Source organism: Microtetraspora malaysiensis, assembly GCF_001528665.1.
GTDB classification, from domain to species: Bacteria; Actinomycetota; Actinomycetes; order Streptosporangiales; family Streptosporangiaceae; genus Microtetraspora_A; species Microtetraspora_A malaysiensis.
Genome location: NZ_BBYJ01000037.1, coordinates 1 through 16209, shown reverse-complemented (window position 1 = coordinate 16209; position 16209 = coordinate 1). Strand labels below are relative to the sequence as shown.

The following is a 16209-nucleotide window of genomic DNA, read 5'->3' as shown; positions in this document are numbered from 1 at the left end:
GCGATCACTCATCGTTGAGAACGGACGTTCCGTCCCGGGACTCTTGTGGGCATCGACGAGAACTCCGCACGCATGTGGAGCAGACGGAGCTGGAGCCAGATGACCAGCCGTTCGGTCGGATCGGCGAGGTCCACTCCGAACAGCTCCTGCAGGCGGCGGATGCGGTAGCGCAGCGTGTTCTCGTGGATCGACAGTTCGGCCGCGGTCCTGGCCGCCTCGCCGAACGCGTCCAGGTAGGCCAGCAGCGTCACCGCGTGCACGCTGGAGTGCGCGGCGTCGTACTCCAGCATCCGCCGGACCGGTTCGAGCAGCCGCTCGGCTGCGGTGTCGCCTCTGTCGACGAGGTCGAGCAGGGCGATCCGGCTGCGCACCTGCTCGTCGGTGGCGACGCGTGTGGCGCCACCCGCGGTCTCGGCCAGTACGCGGACGACGCGGTCGGCGAGCCGGCGGGACTCCGGGACCTGCTCCAGCCTCGCCGCGAGGGGGCCGATGCCGACGTGCAGGTCCATTCCGGCGGCCTTGCGTACGGAGGCCGCGGTGTCGGTGGCGAACCGGACCAGCCGGTCGGGTGGCGTGCCCTCCGGCACGGGCACCAGGGCGTAGAGCACGCTCCGGCTCGTGGTGCAGACGGCCTCGTGGTGCCACGCCTCGCACGCGAGGCTGACCAGGTCGACGACGGTCGTGACGGCGGCCTCGGCGGCTACAGGTTCGGGGGCCGGCCACGCGGGGGCGAACGCCATGATCGCCACGGATGAGTCCGCGGGCAGCCCCAGCCGCGCCGCCGCGACGGACTCGGAGACGTCGCCGTCGAGCAGGAGGCGCAGCGTCTCCGCCCGTTGCCAGCGCCACGGGTCGCCAGGGTCGCGCGAGCGCAGCATGTGCGCCGCCGCGATCCGGCCCGCGTCCCCGAGCAGCCGCATCGCCCCGGGGGCGACGGGCGGCGTGCCGTCCAGCACCCAGATGAAGCCCAGGAGCCGGGCTCCGGCACGCACCGCCGTGGCCAGCCGCCGCATGTGCCCCGGCCCGAGGCTCGGGAAGCGTACCGGCCCGTCGGCGCGGAACACCCGGCTGTACTCGAGCCGGTTGGTCGGCCGCTGCGGCGTCTTGCGCCCCAAGATTCCCAGCTTGCGTATCTCGTCGATCTCCTGCCCCGGCACGTTGGAGTACGCGAGCACGTTGCCCTCGGCGTCCTCGATGCAGGTCGCCCCGCCGATCGTGGTGGCAATCGCGTTGGCCAGGGCGAACAGGTCCCCGATGCCGCCGGAGGAGAACGTCGCGGTGGCCGCTCCCGGGCCCGAGATCGCGGCGGTCAGCAGCGCGTCGAGCTGGCGCCACGGGATCCGCGCCGACGCCACGAGAAGCGCCACCCCCGCCTCGCGGGCGGCGTCGATGAGCTCGCCGAGTTCGGCGCCCCGGTCCTTGATGACGACCGCGTGGTAGTCGTGGGCCCCCGCCAGCCGTACGAGATCGCGGGTCTCCGGCGCGGACGGCCGCGCGCCGACGGCGAGCAGCACACCCGCGGGACGGTCGTCGAGCTGATCGTCCGGGTCGTGCACGACGGGCTCGCCGATCGGCAGGCCGGCGTCGGGGACGTGGACGGCGGAGAGCACGTGCGAGCCGAGCGTCTCCAGCACCTGGCCCAGCGGGGGCCGGTACGGGCGGGCCATGGTGCCGTCGGGGATCAGGTCGGTTTGGGACATAAGCGCCCCTTCCTCAACACGGGGGAGTAAATCACCCTACGGCACCGTGCACGACACCCTGCGCCCGTCCTCGCCGGCATCTCCTCGCGGACGCCTCCTCGCGAGCCCCTTCTCGGGGGCCGCCGTCCTCACGGGCGCGGGCACACGGTCAGCCGGCCGCGACGCCCGTTCACGGCGCGCTGGTCACGGCGCGCATCGCGTCGGCGAGCGCCGGGTTTCGGTGGACGTCGTCGGCGTCCAAGGCGTGGATCACCCGCTCGACGATCTCCGCCGGCTTGTCCTGGCTCAGCTTGGCCTTGCCCACGACCCTCGACGGCACCAGGCGGAAGCCTGTGGTGCCGGGGGCGATCCGCCGGGCGTACCCCTCCACGTCGGCCATCCGGAACGGTTCGGGCCGCGCGGACTCGAAATGGTCGACGGTGGCCGAGAGCACCTCGTACGTCTCCCCGGGACCGAGCAGACCCGGTGTTCCATGCAGATGAAGGGTGACGTGGTTCCAGGTCGGGACGTACGGCCCCGCCTCGTAGAACGTGGGCGAGACATACCCATGCGGGCCCTGGACCACCAGCACGACCGGCCGCTCCCCCAGCCCGCGCGCGGCCGGGTCCGTACGGGCGAGATGCCCCACGACGGCGGGCCCGGGCGTCTCCGGATCGGGGATCACAGGCAGATGCGTGACGACGGGCTCGCCCTCCGCCGAGACGGTCACGAGCGTCGCCCAGCCGTGGTCGCGGATCAGCCCGCGCAGCGCCTCCGGATCGTCGAGCGTGTATATCTCCTGTTCCAGCATACGAATGATGAAACAGGTGTTACACATCCTCTGTCAGCGTGGAAGCCACCAAGGCCCCACAGGGAACTTTGGGCGTCCCGACAAAGAACCCGTGCGGTCACTGTTCGCGCATACCCCACGGGGTGCCGTACTCGGTCAGCAGGTCGAGGACCGGGGCGGAAGGGCTTCCGGACCCAGGACCCCGGCGCCGGACCAGGTACCCTCGGCGATCAGTTCCAGGGCCACGACCGGGTTGACGGCGGTCTGCCACACCACCGCCCGGGAGCCGTACTCGCCCATGGACCACTGGTTGTCGACCCGCGCTCGGGCGTCGTCCGGGGTCAGGCGGGTGACTCCACGGCTTGCGCCCGTGTGCCGTGCGCCGCCAGGGAACGGTGGAAGCGCCGGAGCAGAAGACCGCCCGTGGCGGCCAGTCCCGTCAGCAGCCCCAGCCAGGCGCCCACGGTGTGCGCACCCGCGACGGCGCCGATCAGCCAAGCCGCAGGCAGCCCGATCGCCCAGTAGCCGACGAGGGTGATGCGGAAACCGCTCCTGGTGTCATCGAGGCCGCGCAGCAGGCCCACGCCGATGTTCTGCGCGCAGTCGACGTACTGGAGAACCGCGGCGACCAGGAGCAGCGAGGTGGCGATGTCGAGCGTCTGCCGATACTGGCCGCCGGACGGGTCGAGAAACGGGCGCAACACGAGCTCGGGCACGGCCAGGTACACCAGCCCGACTACGGTCATGACGGCGGCCCCGCACACGAGGGCGGTGCGGGCGATGCGCGCCGCGGCCCCGGCCCGGCCGAGGGCGACCTCGCGGCTGACCCCGATGGAGGCCGCGTGCGAGAGCCCGACCGAAACTTGGAAGACGATGTAGATGAGCTGGTTGACGGCGGTATGCGCGGCCAGCGCGGAGCTGCCGAAGCTCCCGATCAGCAGGGCGACGACGGAGAAGAACCCGGCCTCGGAACCGTACGTCGCCGCGATGGGCGTCCCGAGTCCGAGCAGCCGGCGCAGGGTCGCGGGCCTGACCCGCCAGATCCGCAGGGACAGCATGGGGGCGAGGACGGGGTCCCGCCGCGCGGAGGCGTACAGCGCGATGAACGAGAGCAGGTACACCAGAGAGGTGGCGACGCCGATGCCGGCCAGACCGACCTTGGGCAGCCCCCACCACCCGTGGATGAGAACCCAGTTGAGGCCGGCGTTGACCGCCACCGACGCGAGCGTGATGCGCAGGAGCGCCTGCGGGCGGCGCATGCCGACGGTGAATTGGCGCACGGCCTGGAACCACAGGCACGGCAGCAGCCCGGGGGCGAGCGCGACCAGCATGGGCTGCATGCGCCGCACCACGGCGGCGTCCTGGCCGAGCCAGGTGAGCGCGTGCCCGGAAAGGACGAGCAGGACGGCGCCGACGGCGCCGGCGAGGGTGGCGACGGCCAGTGCCGCGCGCAGCAGGTCGCGGACGTCGTCTCCGGCCCGATCCATATCCTGACCATGCCCCTCGACCGACCCGGCCTCGGCGGTCTCGGCGCGGGCCGCCGCGGCGGCGACCTGGTTCCCGACGGCGGTCACCAGGCCGACGCCCATGGTGCGCAGCTGGTTGAACAGGACCAGCGCGAGCCCTCCGGCGGCCAGGGCCTCGATGCCGATCAGGCCCATCATGACGGTGTCGGTGGTCGTGAGGGCGACCTGCGCGAGCTGGGTGAGCGCGAGCGGCACGGCGAGGGCGGCCAGGGGCTTGGCGTCCTGGCGGAGTCGGGAAAGGGGCATGGCTCCTCACATAGTGCGGGGCAGGGTCACGTCGGCCGGATGCCCGGCCGTCCCGCGGGATCGGTACTCCGGGGGGAACCGGTCACGCCGGTGTCGTCCGCCTGAGTGACCCTAGCGGTGCCGCGCACGGAGAACCCATGGAGGGCGGCCTCCGGCCCGGTGTGCACGCTTCCGCCCGGTCAGGTCGGTCGTGGACGCGGCCGTCTCCCACCTCTCGCCTCAGGTAAAGCATGTGTTTAGGATAGGCAAACCTAAATCGGATCGCATCATTTGAGGAACGAGGGCGACGTGCTCACCAGACGACAGCTGCTGTGGACCGGCGCGGGGATCGGGCTGGCCGGTGTGCTCGCCGCCTGCGGAAACGGCGGGCAGACCGGTCCGGCGGCGGTCTCGGCGTCCGGCTCGGCCGCGGAGCAGCCGCGTACGGGTGGCACGTTGCGGGTCGGCGCCCTCGGCCGCGTTTCGGCCGTCACCCGGGACCCGCACGGCACGCAGACAAACGAGAGCGACTACCTGATCATCAGCCTGCTCTACGACACGCTGACCGTCCCCGGCGAGACGACCAACACCGCGCCGCGCCTGGCCGGCGCGTGGAAGGCGTCCGAGGACCTGAAGACCTGGCGTTTCACGATCGCCGACGGGGCCTCCTTCCACGACGGCACGCCCGTCACCGCCGAGGACGTGGTCTGGTCGCTCAAACGGCTGCGCGCCACCCCGGCCGGCGCGAGCCGGCTGCCCGGCATCCAGCCCTCCGGCATCACCGCGGAAGACGCGAAGACCGTGGTGCTGGTCTCGGACTATCCCAACGCGGACCTGCCGCTGCTCACCCGCCTGACCACGTTCGTGCTGAAGAAGGACACCAAGGACGACGCGCTGGCCACCGCCCCCGGCACTGGCCCGTTCAAGCTGGACTGGTTCCGCGACGGCAACGCCCGCCTGGTGCGCAACGAGAACTGGTACGGGGGGAAGGTGTTCCTGGACGCGATCGAGGTGCGGATCTTCGAGAGCCCGCAGGCGATGGCCAACGCCCTGCTGGCCGGGCAGATCGACGTGGCGTCCAATGTCGGCGCCGTCGCCGCCCGCACGGCGGAGTCCCGCCCGGACATCCAGATCCTGCGCCGGCCCAACGACATGGCGATGCCCATCGTCATGCGTACCGCCGACGGGCCGTTCGCCGATCCCCGGATCCGCGAGGCCCTGCGCCTGGCGGTGGACCGTGAGGCCATGGTCAAGCAGGTCCTGTCCGGGTACGGCACCGTCGCCAACGACGTCCTGGGCACGGGCGACCCCGCGTACGCCAAGGACCTCCCGCAGCGCACCCGCGACCTCGCCAAGGCGAAGAGCCTGCTCGCCGAGGCCGGCTTCGACCTGTCCAAGACCTACGACCTGGTCACCACCGAGGACATCTCCGGCCTCGCCGAGTCCGCGACCCTGTTCGCGACGCAGGTCGGCGAGGCCGGTGTGAAGATCAACGTGGTCAAGCAGGACTCGGCCGTCTTCTGGGACAAGACCTGGCTCAAGGCGCCGCTGTACACCACGTACTGGGGCACCAACGACTCCGTCGTGTTCTTCGCCAGCAAGACGATGCTGTCCGACGCGGGCCAGAACGAGTCGGGTTGGAAGGAACCCTCCTTCGACGAGGCGTACCGCGAGGCCATGGCCACCGCCGACGCCGCGAAGCGGTCCGAGGCGCTGCGCAAGCTGCAGCAGATCGAGTACGAGAAGTCCGGCTACCTGCTGTGGGGCATGGCCGACGGCATCGACCTGGCCGGCAGCGCCGTACGCGGCCTTCCCAAGCTCCCCGGCTACGGCCGGGTGCAGCTTGAGAAGGCGTGGCTGGCCCGTTGAGCCGTCGCGAGCCCCCGGCCCCGCGCCGGGGCCGCTCCGGAGCGGAGCCGCGGCCCGGAGCGGAGACCGGGGCCAGACCGGAGATGTGGAGCGGAGCGGAAACCCGGGTCGATGGAAAACCACGGGCTGACGGAGAGGCGCGGTCTGCGGAGAAGCCACGGTTCGTCCTGATCGCGGGCCACGTCGTCTGGTCGGCGCTACGGCGCCTCGCCGTCCTCGCGGTCCTGCTCGGGGTCGTCTTCGCCGCCGTCGAGCTGCTGCCCGGCGACGCCGCCTCCAGCACGTCCGAACGCGGCGAGAGCGCCGCGGATTTGGCCGCACGCCGTACGGCGTTGGGCCTCGACCGCCCACTCGCCGAGCGTTTCTGGGACTGGATGACCGCCCTGCCGACCGGTGACCTGGGCACCTCCGCCCGAGGGGAGCCGGTCACCCGGCTGCTCGCCGGGCCGTTTCCCAACACCCTGCTGCTCGGGGGCCTGGCGCTCGCCGTGAGCCTGGCGGGCGCCCTGGCACTGGGAAGCTGGGCCGCGCTGCGCCCGGGCGGCCGCACCGACCGGGGCATCGCCGTCGTGGCCACCATGGCGTTCGCGCTCCCGGAGTTCGTGGTGGCCATCGCGCTGCTGCTCGTCCTGTCCCTGCGGCTCGGCTGGCTGCCCGCCGTCACCCTCATCGGTTCCGACGGCGCTCCGGCCTCGTGGAGCATGCTGCTGCTCCCGCTGCTGGCCCTGGCCGTCCCGCAGATCGGCTGGAACACCCGCATCGTGCGCGCCGCGCTCGCCGACCAGGCCGCGCTGCCGCACGTGAGCGCCGCGATCATCGACGGGCTGCCTCGCCACCGCATCCTGACGCACCATCTCCTTCCCGGCGCGTTGCCCGCGATCGCCGTCGGCGTCGCGACCTCGGCCGGAATGCTGCTCGGCGGCGCGGTCGTGGTGGAGACCCTGTTCAACTACCCCGGCGTCGGCGCCGTCCTGGCGGGCGCCATCGCCGACCGGGACACCCCGGTCGTCGCCGGGGTGGTCGCGGCGACCGGCGGCGCGATCAGCGTCGTCCTGCTGCTCGCCGACCTCGTCCGCGCCCGAACAGTAGGAGTGCGCCTGTGACGACCGCCTTCCCTCACCGCAGCCCTGATCAACGGGAGCTTCACGGCGCGCTTGACCAGATCGCATCCGGCCGATCCCGCCGCAGGCGCGCACTGCGCGCGGCGCCCGCCCTGGCTCTCGTCCTACTCGCCCTGGCCGGCCCGCTGCTCGCGCCGCACCCGATCGACCGGCCCCTCGTCGCGCCGTTCGCGGCCCCGGACGCCACCGCCATGCTCGGCGGCGACCTGCTCGGACGCGACGTTCTCAGCAGGTTCCTGGCGGGAGGAGGGCCCCTCGTCCTCAACGCGCTGGCGATCGCCGCGCTCGTCACCGCCGCCGCCGCGCTGCTCGGCGTCCTCGCAGCCCTGCGCCCTGGGCTCGGCCGCTGGGTGGAACGCACCGCCGACCTCGCCATCCTGGTGCCCGCCGTCCTCGGCATCATGCTCATCGCCCTCGCCTGGCAGGACGGCGGACGCCTCGCGGTCGCCGCCGCCGCCATCGTCCTCGGTATCCCGTACGCCACCCGGGTGGTCGCCGCGGCCGCCACACCCGTCGCCACGGCGGGCTACATTGAAACCGCCGCCGCCTCCGGCGAGCGCCTCTGGTACCTGATCGTCCGCGAGGTCCTGCCCAACCTGCGGGCAACCCTGCTCGCGCTATTCGGCCTGCGCTTCGTCGAGGCCGTCTACGTGGTGTCCGTCGCCGCCTTCCTCCAGCTCGGCCCGCAACCGCCGACCGCCGACTGGGCCCTGATGATCAGGGAGAACTCGCCCGGCATCATGCTCAACCCGCTGGCCGTCGCCGCCCCCGCCCTCGCCATCGGCGTGCTCGCGCTCAGCGTCAACCTCGCCGCCGACGCCCTCATACCCAGAACCGGCACGACCACGGAGGTTCCCCTGTGACACTCGCCGAGCCGCCCTCTGTCGAAGTCACCGATCTGGAGATCCGCCTGCCCGACGGCCTTCCCCTCCTCTCCGGAGCCACGCTGACGCTGTCCCCAGGCCGCGTGGTCGCGCTCACCGGCCCGTCGGGCGCGGGCAAGACCACCCTCCTGCGCGCCGTCGCGGGTGCGCTCCCCGCTGGTGCATGCCATACCGGGGGGCGGGTCACCGTCCTCGGCCACGACGTCCTGGCCCTTGAGGAACGGGACCTGCGGCTGCTCCGCCGCCGGAGGCTGGCCTACGTGGGCCAGGATCCCGGCTCCGGCCTCAACCCCCGGATGAAGGTCCATCGCCTCATCACCGAGACCGCCGTGGACCGAAGCCGCCGGGCCATGCTCGACCTGCTCACCCAGGTACGGCTGCCCGCCGAGGAGCGCCTGGAGCGCCGCCGTCCTGGTGCCCTGTCGGGCGGGCAGCAGCGCAGGGTCGCACTCGCCCGCGCCCTCGCGCGGCGTCCCGACGTCCTGCTCCTCGACGAGCCGACGGCCGGACTGGATCCGGAGCTGCGCGACGAGATCGCCGACCTGCTGTGCGAGCTGGCCGGCCGCACCGGCGTCGCCGTCGCGGTAGCATGCCACGACCCCGACCTGGTCGCCCGGTGCGCCCACGACGTGGTGACGCTCCAGCCTCCAGCGGGAGCGGCGCGGCGCCTCGTCCCCGCCTCCTCAACCGCGCACGAAACGGCCTCCGCGACTCCGGTAGCAGCCGTCTCAATCACGCCTGAATCGGGCCACGCATCTGCGTCGGTCCCCGTTGCCGCACGCGCGCCATCCTCCCTGTCATCCAAGGCCAGCGAGATCACAGTACGGAACCTCAGCGCCGAGGTGGGCAGCCGGGGCGCACGGCGAACCGTCCTCGACAACCTGAATCTCGACCTCGCTCCCGGCAGCGCGACCGGGGTCATCGGCGTCTCAGGGTCGGGAAAAACCGCCCTCGTCCGCGTTCTCGCCGGACTGCACCCGCCCAGCACGGGCACGCTCGCCCTCGACGGAGCCCCGCTGCACCGCTCCTACCGGCGCCGCACCCGCGAGCAGCGCCGCGCGCTGCAACTCGTTCCGCAGAACCCCCTGGGCGCGCTCAACCCCGCGCGGACCGTGGGCGCCACGCTCGCCCGGCCCCTGACATTGCATGGTGTGGCGCCCGCCGGACAGGTCTTCGCGCGCGTCGCGGAACTCCTCGAAGCGGTTGACCTGCCCGCGGACTTCGCCGGAAGGTACCCGCACCAGCTCTCCGGCGGCCAGCGCCAGCGCGTCTCCATCGCCCGCGCCCTGGCGGTGCGTCCCGACGTGCTGCTATGCGACGAAGTGACCTCCGCGCTCGACGCCGACACCTCCGCGAGCATCATGGACCTGCTGTCCCGCCTTCGAGGCGAACACGGCGTCACCCTGGTCCTGATCAGCCACGACCTGTCGGTAATCGCCGCGCACACTGACACCACGATCGTGCTGGAGCGCGGCCGGGTCATCGAGCACGGGCCCACCCCGCGCCTCTTTGACTCGCCATCCCATCCAACGACCAGGACCCTCATCACTTCGGCGAGCACGCAGCGAGAGGCACTCGAAGCTTCGGTGCGAATGTCGCCATCGCCGAACCTAGCCTGATCGGCCGGATCATCGCCGCCTTGCAAGCGCTGCCCTGATCGGGTGCCATGAACTCTTGAAGTCCCGGATTCTCCGGCCGGGAGTTCGCCCGTATGATCGCCGACAGCCTGTACCGCTTCGAACCCCATCGCGCAGGGCTTGAGCTGGAACTTCTCCGCAGTGGTTACGCGGCTCGGTGGTACTCGTTGATCAGCCCGCCGAGCACCTTCCGATGCTCGATCCGTCCCTCCAGCGGTACAGCGGCCCGCTCGTCATGATTTCGGATGGGTCTGTCCAATATCAACGGCTCTGTCCCGTAATCGGTGGTGACGCTGAGTGATCACCTGCCAGCCTGAGGCGTGCTGAAGATCAACGATCTGATGGGCGTGGTGTTCTCGGGGCTGTCTGACCTGGTCATCGAGGATGTGGTGGACGAGAACGACCTCATTAAGGTCATAGCCCGCACTCGGGATGAGCCTGTGCCGTGCCCGGTCTGCGGGGTGCTGACCGGCCGTGTACACGGCTTCTGCGGCCGGACAGTCACGGACGTCCCGGTCGACGGGCGAAAAGTGGTGGTGTCGGTGACAGTACGGCGCCTGGCCTGCCCGGCGCTGGGGTGCCCACAGCAGACGTTCCGTGAACAGGTGCCAGGGCTGCTGGAGCGCTACCAGCGCCGCACCAACAGGCTCACCGGCCAACTGGGAGCGGTGGTGAGAGAGCTCGCGGGCCGGGCGGGCGCTCGTCTGTCACAGGCGCTGGACATCGCGGTGTCGAGGTCCACCGCGCTGCGGCTGCTCATGCGGTTGCCGCTGCCGCCACCGCGGGTCCCCCGAGTGCTCGGAGTCGATGACTTCGCTCTCAAGCGCCGCCACCGATACGCCACCATTCTCACCGACGCCGAAACCGGCGAGCGCATCGACGTTCTCCCCGGCCGTGGCGCCGATGCCCTCGATGCGTGGCTGCGTACCCATCCCGGGGTGGAGATCATCTGCCGGGACGGGTCGGGTGCCTACGGCGAGGCGATACGGCGGGCGTTGCCCGACGCGACGCAGGTCAGCGACAGGTGACACATGTGGAAAAACCTCTGCGACAAGACCCTCGCCGAGGTCCGCTCCCACAGCTCCTGCTGGGCCGCGGTCAACCCGGCCCGGCCCGCCGGCGTCCGAGAGCAAACCACCCGGGAACGCTGGCAGCAGATCCACAACCTGCTGGATAAAGGCGTTGGCCTGCTGGAATGCGCCCGCCGTCTGAATCTGTCCCTGAACACCGTCAAGCGCTACGCCCGCACCCGTGAGCCCGAGGCCCTGCGCCGCGCTCCACGCTACCGGCCCACCCTCGTCGATCCCTACCGCGATCACCTGCGGGAGCGGCGCGCCGCCGAGCCGGCCGTCCCGGTCCTCCAGCTGTTCCGCGAGATCAAGCAACTCGGTTACACGGGCAGCCTCAACCTGCTCTACCGCTACATCACCCAAGGCCGAGCCGAGGGCGATCGGCCCGTCATCACACCACGCCGTCTCGCTCGGCTTCTGCTCACCCGCCCCGACAGGCTGCGTGAGGCCGACACCACATTGCTGCAGGAACTCGCGGTTACGTGCCCCGAACTGGCCGAACTCGCTCGCCTGGTCCGTACCTTCGCTGAACTCCTCACCCCGGCCGCAGGCAACGACGCCAAGCTCGCCGCCTGGATCACCGACGCCCGGGCCGCTAACCTGCCCCACCTGCACGGCTTCGCCAACGGCCTTGAGCTCGACCGCGAGGCTGTGAACGCCGGCATCACCTTGCCGCATCACAACGGCCGAACCGAGGGCGTCAACACGCGAACGAAGAGAATCATGCGGCAGATGCACGGCCGGGCTGGGTTCGACCTCCTGCGCCACCGCATCCTGCTGCAATGAAGATCACTCAGCGCCACCACCGATTACGGGACAGAGCCGTTGTTTTTACAGTCCCGCGCTTTTTTCAGCGCCGGGGTGCTGCTGAAGCCTGCGGTTCCTCGGTAGCTGTCAGTAGTGCCGGATTCAGCCGGCGGAGGGGGTCCAGTCGGCGGGCAGTCCCGACTGGGCCAGGACATCGGCGAGGTTGTAGAAGTCCTGGTTGGCGGTGATCCGGCGGCCATCGGTGTCCAGCAGGGTGACGCTCGGCACCGCGAAGGGCTTCGGCGCGCCCTTGATGTGCCCGGCGTACACGCCCCGGATCGTGATGTGGTGCCCGCCGTCGCGCCATGCGGCCCTCACCGTCACGTGGACGTTCTCGATCATGGAGTCGGTGCGGGCCTTCCAGCCGGCGATCTGCTCCCGGCCGGTCATGGTGGCCCCGATCGCGTGATCGGTGTACGTGCCGTTGGCGGTGAACAGCTTGCCGAGCGCGGCAGGGTCGGTGCCGCTCCAAGCGGCGCTCCAGGCCTTGACAGTGCTGGGCAGGTGCTTGGCAGGCTGGTGTGCGGCCTGCACTGTGGTGGCGGCCTGCACTGCGGTGGTGGAGCCGATGACGGCAGCGGTGGCCGCAACCGCGGCTGCGACGATCATACGGATCTTCATGGTGTGGTGTTCCTTTTCTGATCAGGGCTTTTGATGGTTCGTGGCCGGTGGCGCCGGTCGGAGCGGCGCTCGGGCTGTCCGGGGCGGGCGCGGCAGTTGCGGGGTGTGCCGAATCGGATTGCCGGGTGTCAGGAGGTGGCCGGGCCCTTCTTTGATAGGGGCCATTGCGTTCGTGAGAAGTTATAACTCGCATTGAACGCGATAGCAAATCACCTTCGTGATAGCCTTTAACTGTGGCTGGATGAGGGGAGGAGTTCTAGTGGCCGAGTCGGACGCGACGTCACCCAGGGAGCGCTACCGCACCCAGGTGCGCGAGGAGATCAAGAAGCAGGCGTGGGCGCAGATCGCCGAAGCCGGGGCGTCGGCACTATCCCCCAACGCGATCGCCAAGCAGATCGGCATGACCGGACCGGCGCTGTACCGCTACTTCGCAAACCGGGACGAGCTGATCACCGAGCTGATCAGGGACGCCTATCGCAGCCTGGCCGATGTCTTCCATGCCCGCGCCGAAGCCGGCGCCGGTCTCGCAGAACTGGCGCAGGCCCTGCGCGAGTGGGCACTGGCCGACCCCCAGCGGTATCTGCTCATCTAGGCCCCGTCTACGGCACCCCGGTCCCCGGATACCAGGCGCCACCGGACTGCTGGCCGGCGTGGCGGGAGGTGCACAGCGCGCGGCGCTGTCCGCCCGGCCCGACCAACTCGCCGCAGCCGTATGCGCCTACGCGGGCGGCCGAGCCGCCCCTACCGATAGCGGTGGCCTCGACCAGGCACGACAGCTGGGGCTCACCAGCAGGCAAGCCGCGAACGCCAAGACCATCGTCGACATGGCCGCCGAACTGGGGCTGCCCGAGCGCGCCGCCGTCATCGGCGTGGCAACCGCGCTACAGGAAAGCGAGCTCGACGAAAGCGTCGTGGGCGACCACGGCCGCGCCTTCGGCCTCATGCAGCAGCACCCCGAGTACGGCTGGGGCAGCCGTGAGCAGGTAACCGACCCTCGCTACGCCGCCCGCGCGTTCTTCTCCCGCCTCGCGAAGGTGGAGGGCTGGGCGGGAAAGCCGCTCACCGTCGTGGCCCAGGCCGTCCAGCGCTCCGCCCACCCAGACGCGTACGCCAAGCACGAGGCCCGCGCGGGGCAAATCGTCACCGCTCTCACCACTTCGACGACCGGGCCCCGTGACGACGTGCCGAAATCCGGAGACGACCACGCGGATCTGCGCAACAGCATCGAGGCCGCCGCGGCTCTTGGGATGCCGCTGGAGGTCCTCGTGGACGAGGTGGCCGCGAACCTCGGGGGCTCCGATGCGGACAGGGAGCGGGCCAAGGAGATCGTGACATCGGTCGCGCGGGACCTGTGTGACGAACTCTCGGCGGCCGATCTCGCAGGTCCCGACCTCGCCTCCGTCTCGGCGCGGGGTCTGGAGGTCGTACGCGCCGCGCTGGCGATGCGTGGCATCCCGTACTCCTGGGGCGGCGGAGGCCCAAACGGCCCGAGTTACGGCATCGGCCGCGGCGCCAGGACCAAGGGGTTCGACTGCTCAGGGCTGACCGAATACGCATGGGCCAAGGCCGGAGTGCGGATCGGGACCACCACCTACGAGCAGTGGCGGGCAGGGGCACGCGTGCCGCGCTCCCAAGTCCAGCCGGGCGACCTGCTCTTCTACGAGACCGACTCATCCATCCCCGGCCCCGACCATGTCGGCATCGCGATCGACGCCACCCGCATGGTCCACGCGCCCTTCACCGGCAGCACCGTGCGTATCGACACCTGGGCGGGCGTACCAAGCCGGGAACGACAGTTCGCTGGCGCCGTCCGGCCCTCGTGACACCGAACCCCGAGCAACCGCACCGCGGTTGAGCTCCCGCCGCTGCCAGTTCTGGCAGCGGCCGGCCCCGCACGCCTGGATCCGGCGACTCTCCGCGCTCAACAGATCTCGCTTCGCATTCAACGGCTCTCCGGGACGACCGGAGGCCCGCCACATCAACCGAACACACCCAACGAATGGAGTAATCGATGCGGAAGTCCATCACCGTTCTCACCACGCTGTTCCTCCTGCTCGCGATGACCGCGACCGCCTCGGCGAGCGGCAACGGCTGGCGCTCGGACAGCCCGGAAGGCTCGGTCAAGGTCAGCTCAGATCGCAAGCACATCACCGTCTGCGACCTACAGGACGACACCACCGAGGTATGGGCGGAATACGCAACATCGTTCCTGCTCATGCACACGGTCAAGGCCGAGAAGGCCGGCGGCTTCGAGTGCGGCGAGGACACCGTCTTCTTCGGTTACATCACCGTCTTCAAGCTCTGCTTCCGGTACAACCACGCCGTCAAGCAGTGCAACCGGTCCATATGGATCAAGTGATAATGATCCGCCGAGGCGGGCGGGTTCTCCCGCTCGGCCGGTACCGCGCGCGGTAGCTTGGGAGTGCCCTTCTCCGCCCTTTCTTTCGTCAGCAAGGTTGGAAACAGGGTCAGGAGCCGGCTCCTCCGGGGGTCGGCTCCGTTTCGTCTTCGTCCAGGAACGCTTGGAGCAGCGTGTATCCAGCTGACGCTTCCGTCGGCCGGATGCCGACGCGGAACATCTCCGGCTCCTCGAAGACCGGCTCCCCACTCGGCCGACGCGCGTAGGCAACTCGCCCGTAATCCACGCCCTCATCCTGGTCGAAGCTCATCCAGGTGATGGCCTCCTGCTCGCCCTCACGCAGCGGATGATTCGACACCGCCCGCACCGACACCATGCTCGGCGGGGTGAACACCCACACCTGAGGAACGGCGATGACCCAGCGGACGGCGCCGACCTCCCGCGCCTTGCTCGCGGCCCTCTTCTCGAAGGCCACGGCCGACGCGTCGTCGCGAAGGTAGTCGTAATCGCTCAGCACCAACCTCCGCCGCCCTTCAACGGCGACGATCGCAGGGCAGTCACGGGCGACGATGCTCTTCTCGAGCCGCTCGACCACCTCGAAGAGCAAGTCCGCCGTCTCAGCATGAAGCGCTCCGGCTTCGGTGGAGGCTCGTTCCCTTGAGAGGATCGAGTCATGGCAGCCAAGTCCCCCTATCCCGCAGAACTGCGTAAGCGCGCGGTGCGTATGGTCGCCGAGGTCCGCCCGGACTACCCGACCGAGTGGGCCGCGATCAACGCCGTCGCCGCCAAACTCGGCATCGGCACCGCCGAGACGCTGCGCAAATGGGTCCGTCAATCCCAGATCGACGAAGGCACCCGACCAGGCACAACCAGCGATGAATCGGCGGAGCTGAAGCGGCTGCGGCGGGAGAACGCCGAGCTGCGCCGGGCGAATGAGATCCTGAAGGCCGCCTCGGCTTTCTTCGCGGCCGAGCTCGACCGGCCACACACGCACTCGTGACCTTCATCGACGAACACCGTGAGCTGTTCGGTGTCGAGCCGATCTGTCGTGTGCTGAGCGAGCACGGCCTGTCGATCTCTCCCAGCACCTACTACGCCGCCAAGACCCGGCCACCCTCGGCACGGACGATCCGCGATGCCGAGCTGGACGAGCACATCCAGCGGATCCACACCGCCAACTACGGCGTCTACGGCGTCCGCAAGGTCTGGCGGCAACTGCTGCGCGAGGGCCACCAGGTGGCCCGGTGCACCGTCGAGCGGCGGATGCGTGCCCTGGGCCTGCAAGGGGCCCGCCGCGGCAAGAAGATCCGCACCACCACCTCCGACCCTGAACATCAGCGGGCCACCGACCTGGTGAAACGGGACTTCACCGCATCCGGGCCCAATGCCGTGTGGGTCGCGGACTCACCTACGTTCCCGCCTGGTGCGGCATCGTCTACGTCGCCTTCGTCGTGGACGTGTACTCCCGGGCGATCGTCGGCTGGTCAGCCTCGATGTCCAAGCGCGCCGGCCTGGTGCTGGATGCCCTGGACATGGCGTTGTGGCGGCGTGACCGCTCCGGACGCCCCGCCGGTCCCGGCCTCATCCATCACTCGGATGCCGGCAGTCAATACACCTGTTT

The 16209-nt window shown here is 70.4% G+C and carries 13 protein-coding genes and 2 pseudogenes; 9 read left to right on the top strand and 6 right to left on the bottom strand.

The genetic code is table 11. The annotated features are described in order from the left end of the window. Positions 1-8: 8 nt before the first annotated feature. The 4 genes from AWQ71_RS35740 to AWQ71_RS35730 form a co-directional block, all read right to left on the bottom strand. Positions 9-1700, bottom strand: a complete 1692-nt coding sequence (locus AWQ71_RS35740) for a PucR family transcriptional regulator (protein ID WP_067142457.1) — start codon at positions 1698-1700, stop codon at positions 9-11. A gap of 169 nt (positions 1701-1869) precedes the next feature. Beyond that, positions 1870-2490 (bottom strand): FMN-binding negative transcriptional regulator, encoded by a 621-nt coding sequence (locus AWQ71_RS35735; protein ID WP_067142454.1) that lies wholly within the window; start codon positions 2488-2490, stop codon positions 1870-1872. 135 nt (positions 2491-2625) lie between these two features. Next, positions 2626-2769 carry a hypothetical protein gene (locus AWQ71_RS40995; protein ID WP_245658829.1) on the bottom strand — a complete coding sequence of 48 codons (144 nt, stop codon included), beginning with the start codon at positions 2767-2769 and terminating at the stop codon, positions 2626-2628. Between the two features lie 41 nt (positions 2770-2810). After that, the gene (locus AWQ71_RS35730) at positions 2811-4241 is read right to left on the bottom strand and encodes an MATE family efflux transporter (protein ID WP_067142452.1); all 1431 of its coding nucleotides are present in this window, start codon (positions 4239-4241) and stop codon (positions 2811-2813) included. A 288-nt stretch (positions 4242-4529) separates the two neighbouring features. Between AWQ71_RS35730 and AWQ71_RS35725 the strand changes: the two genes are divergently transcribed. The 5 genes and pseudogenes from AWQ71_RS35725 (at position 4530) to AWQ71_RS35705 (ending at position 11587) form a co-directional block, all read left to right on the top strand. Continuing rightward, positions 4530-6089 carry an ABC transporter substrate-binding protein gene (locus tag AWQ71_RS35725; protein ID WP_218002091.1) on the top strand — a complete coding sequence of 520 codons (1560 nt, stop codon included), beginning with the start codon at positions 4530-4532 and terminating at the stop codon, positions 6087-6089. Next, positions 6074-7192, top strand: a complete 1119-nt coding sequence (locus AWQ71_RS35720; protein WP_245658828.1) for an ABC transporter permease — start codon at positions 6074-6076, stop codon at positions 7190-7192. Before AWQ71_RS35725 ends, AWQ71_RS35720 begins: the two co-directional genes overlap by 16 nt. After that, entirely contained in the window at positions 7189-8073 is an 885-nt protein-coding gene (locus AWQ71_RS35715) for an ABC transporter permease subunit (protein ID WP_245658826.1), read from the top strand. The genes AWQ71_RS35720 and AWQ71_RS35715 overlap by 4 nt, the downstream gene beginning before the upstream one ends. Further along, positions 8070-9713, top strand: a complete 1644-nt coding sequence (locus tag AWQ71_RS35710) for an ABC transporter ATP-binding protein (RefSeq protein ID WP_067142449.1) — start codon at positions 8070-8072, stop codon at positions 9711-9713. The genes AWQ71_RS35715 and AWQ71_RS35710 overlap by 4 nt, the downstream gene beginning before the upstream one ends. A 359-nt stretch (positions 9714-10072) precedes the next feature. Next, positions 10073-11587 (top strand): annotated as a pseudogene (locus AWQ71_RS35705) (ISL3 family transposase). Positions 11588-11710: 123 nt separating this feature from the next. On the opposite strand, the gene AWQ71_RS35700 reads toward AWQ71_RS35705, so the two are convergent. After that, positions 11711-12229: a nuclear transport factor 2 family protein gene (locus AWQ71_RS35700; protein ID WP_067142447.1), complete on the bottom strand. Its 519-nt coding sequence runs from the start codon at positions 12227-12229 to the stop codon at positions 11711-11713. 259 nt (positions 12230-12488) lie between these two features. On the opposite strand from AWQ71_RS35700, the gene AWQ71_RS35695 reads away from it, so the two are divergent. The 3 genes from AWQ71_RS35695 to AWQ71_RS35685 all read left to right on the top strand — a co-directional run bounded on the left by AWQ71_RS35695 (position 12489) and on the right by AWQ71_RS35685 (position 14588). Beyond that, positions 12489-12821, top strand: a complete 333-nt coding sequence (locus tag AWQ71_RS35695) for a TetR/AcrR family transcriptional regulator (protein WP_084259674.1) — start codon at positions 12489-12491, stop codon at positions 12819-12821. A 58-nt stretch (positions 12822-12879) separates the two neighbouring features. Next, on the top strand, positions 12880-14052 hold the full coding sequence (locus AWQ71_RS35690; protein WP_245658824.1) for a C40 family peptidase: 1173 nt from the start codon (positions 12880-12882) through the stop codon (positions 14050-14052). Positions 14053-14240: 188 nt separating this feature from the next. After that, a complete protein-coding gene (locus tag AWQ71_RS35685; protein ID WP_067142440.1) occupies positions 14241-14588 on the top strand; it encodes a hypothetical protein in 348 nt (115 codons plus the stop codon). Positions 14589-14697: 109 nt separating this feature from the next. On the opposite strand, the gene AWQ71_RS35680 is transcribed toward AWQ71_RS35685, so the two are convergent. Continuing rightward, positions 14698-15183, bottom strand: a complete 486-nt coding sequence (locus tag AWQ71_RS35680; protein WP_174550783.1) for a hypothetical protein — start codon at positions 15181-15183, stop codon at positions 14698-14700. A 78-nt stretch (positions 15184-15261) separates the two neighbouring features. Here AWQ71_RS35680 and AWQ71_RS42250 point away from each other — a divergent pair. Continuing rightward, positions 15262-16209 (top strand): annotated as a pseudogene (locus AWQ71_RS42250) (IS3 family transposase); the annotation flags it as partial.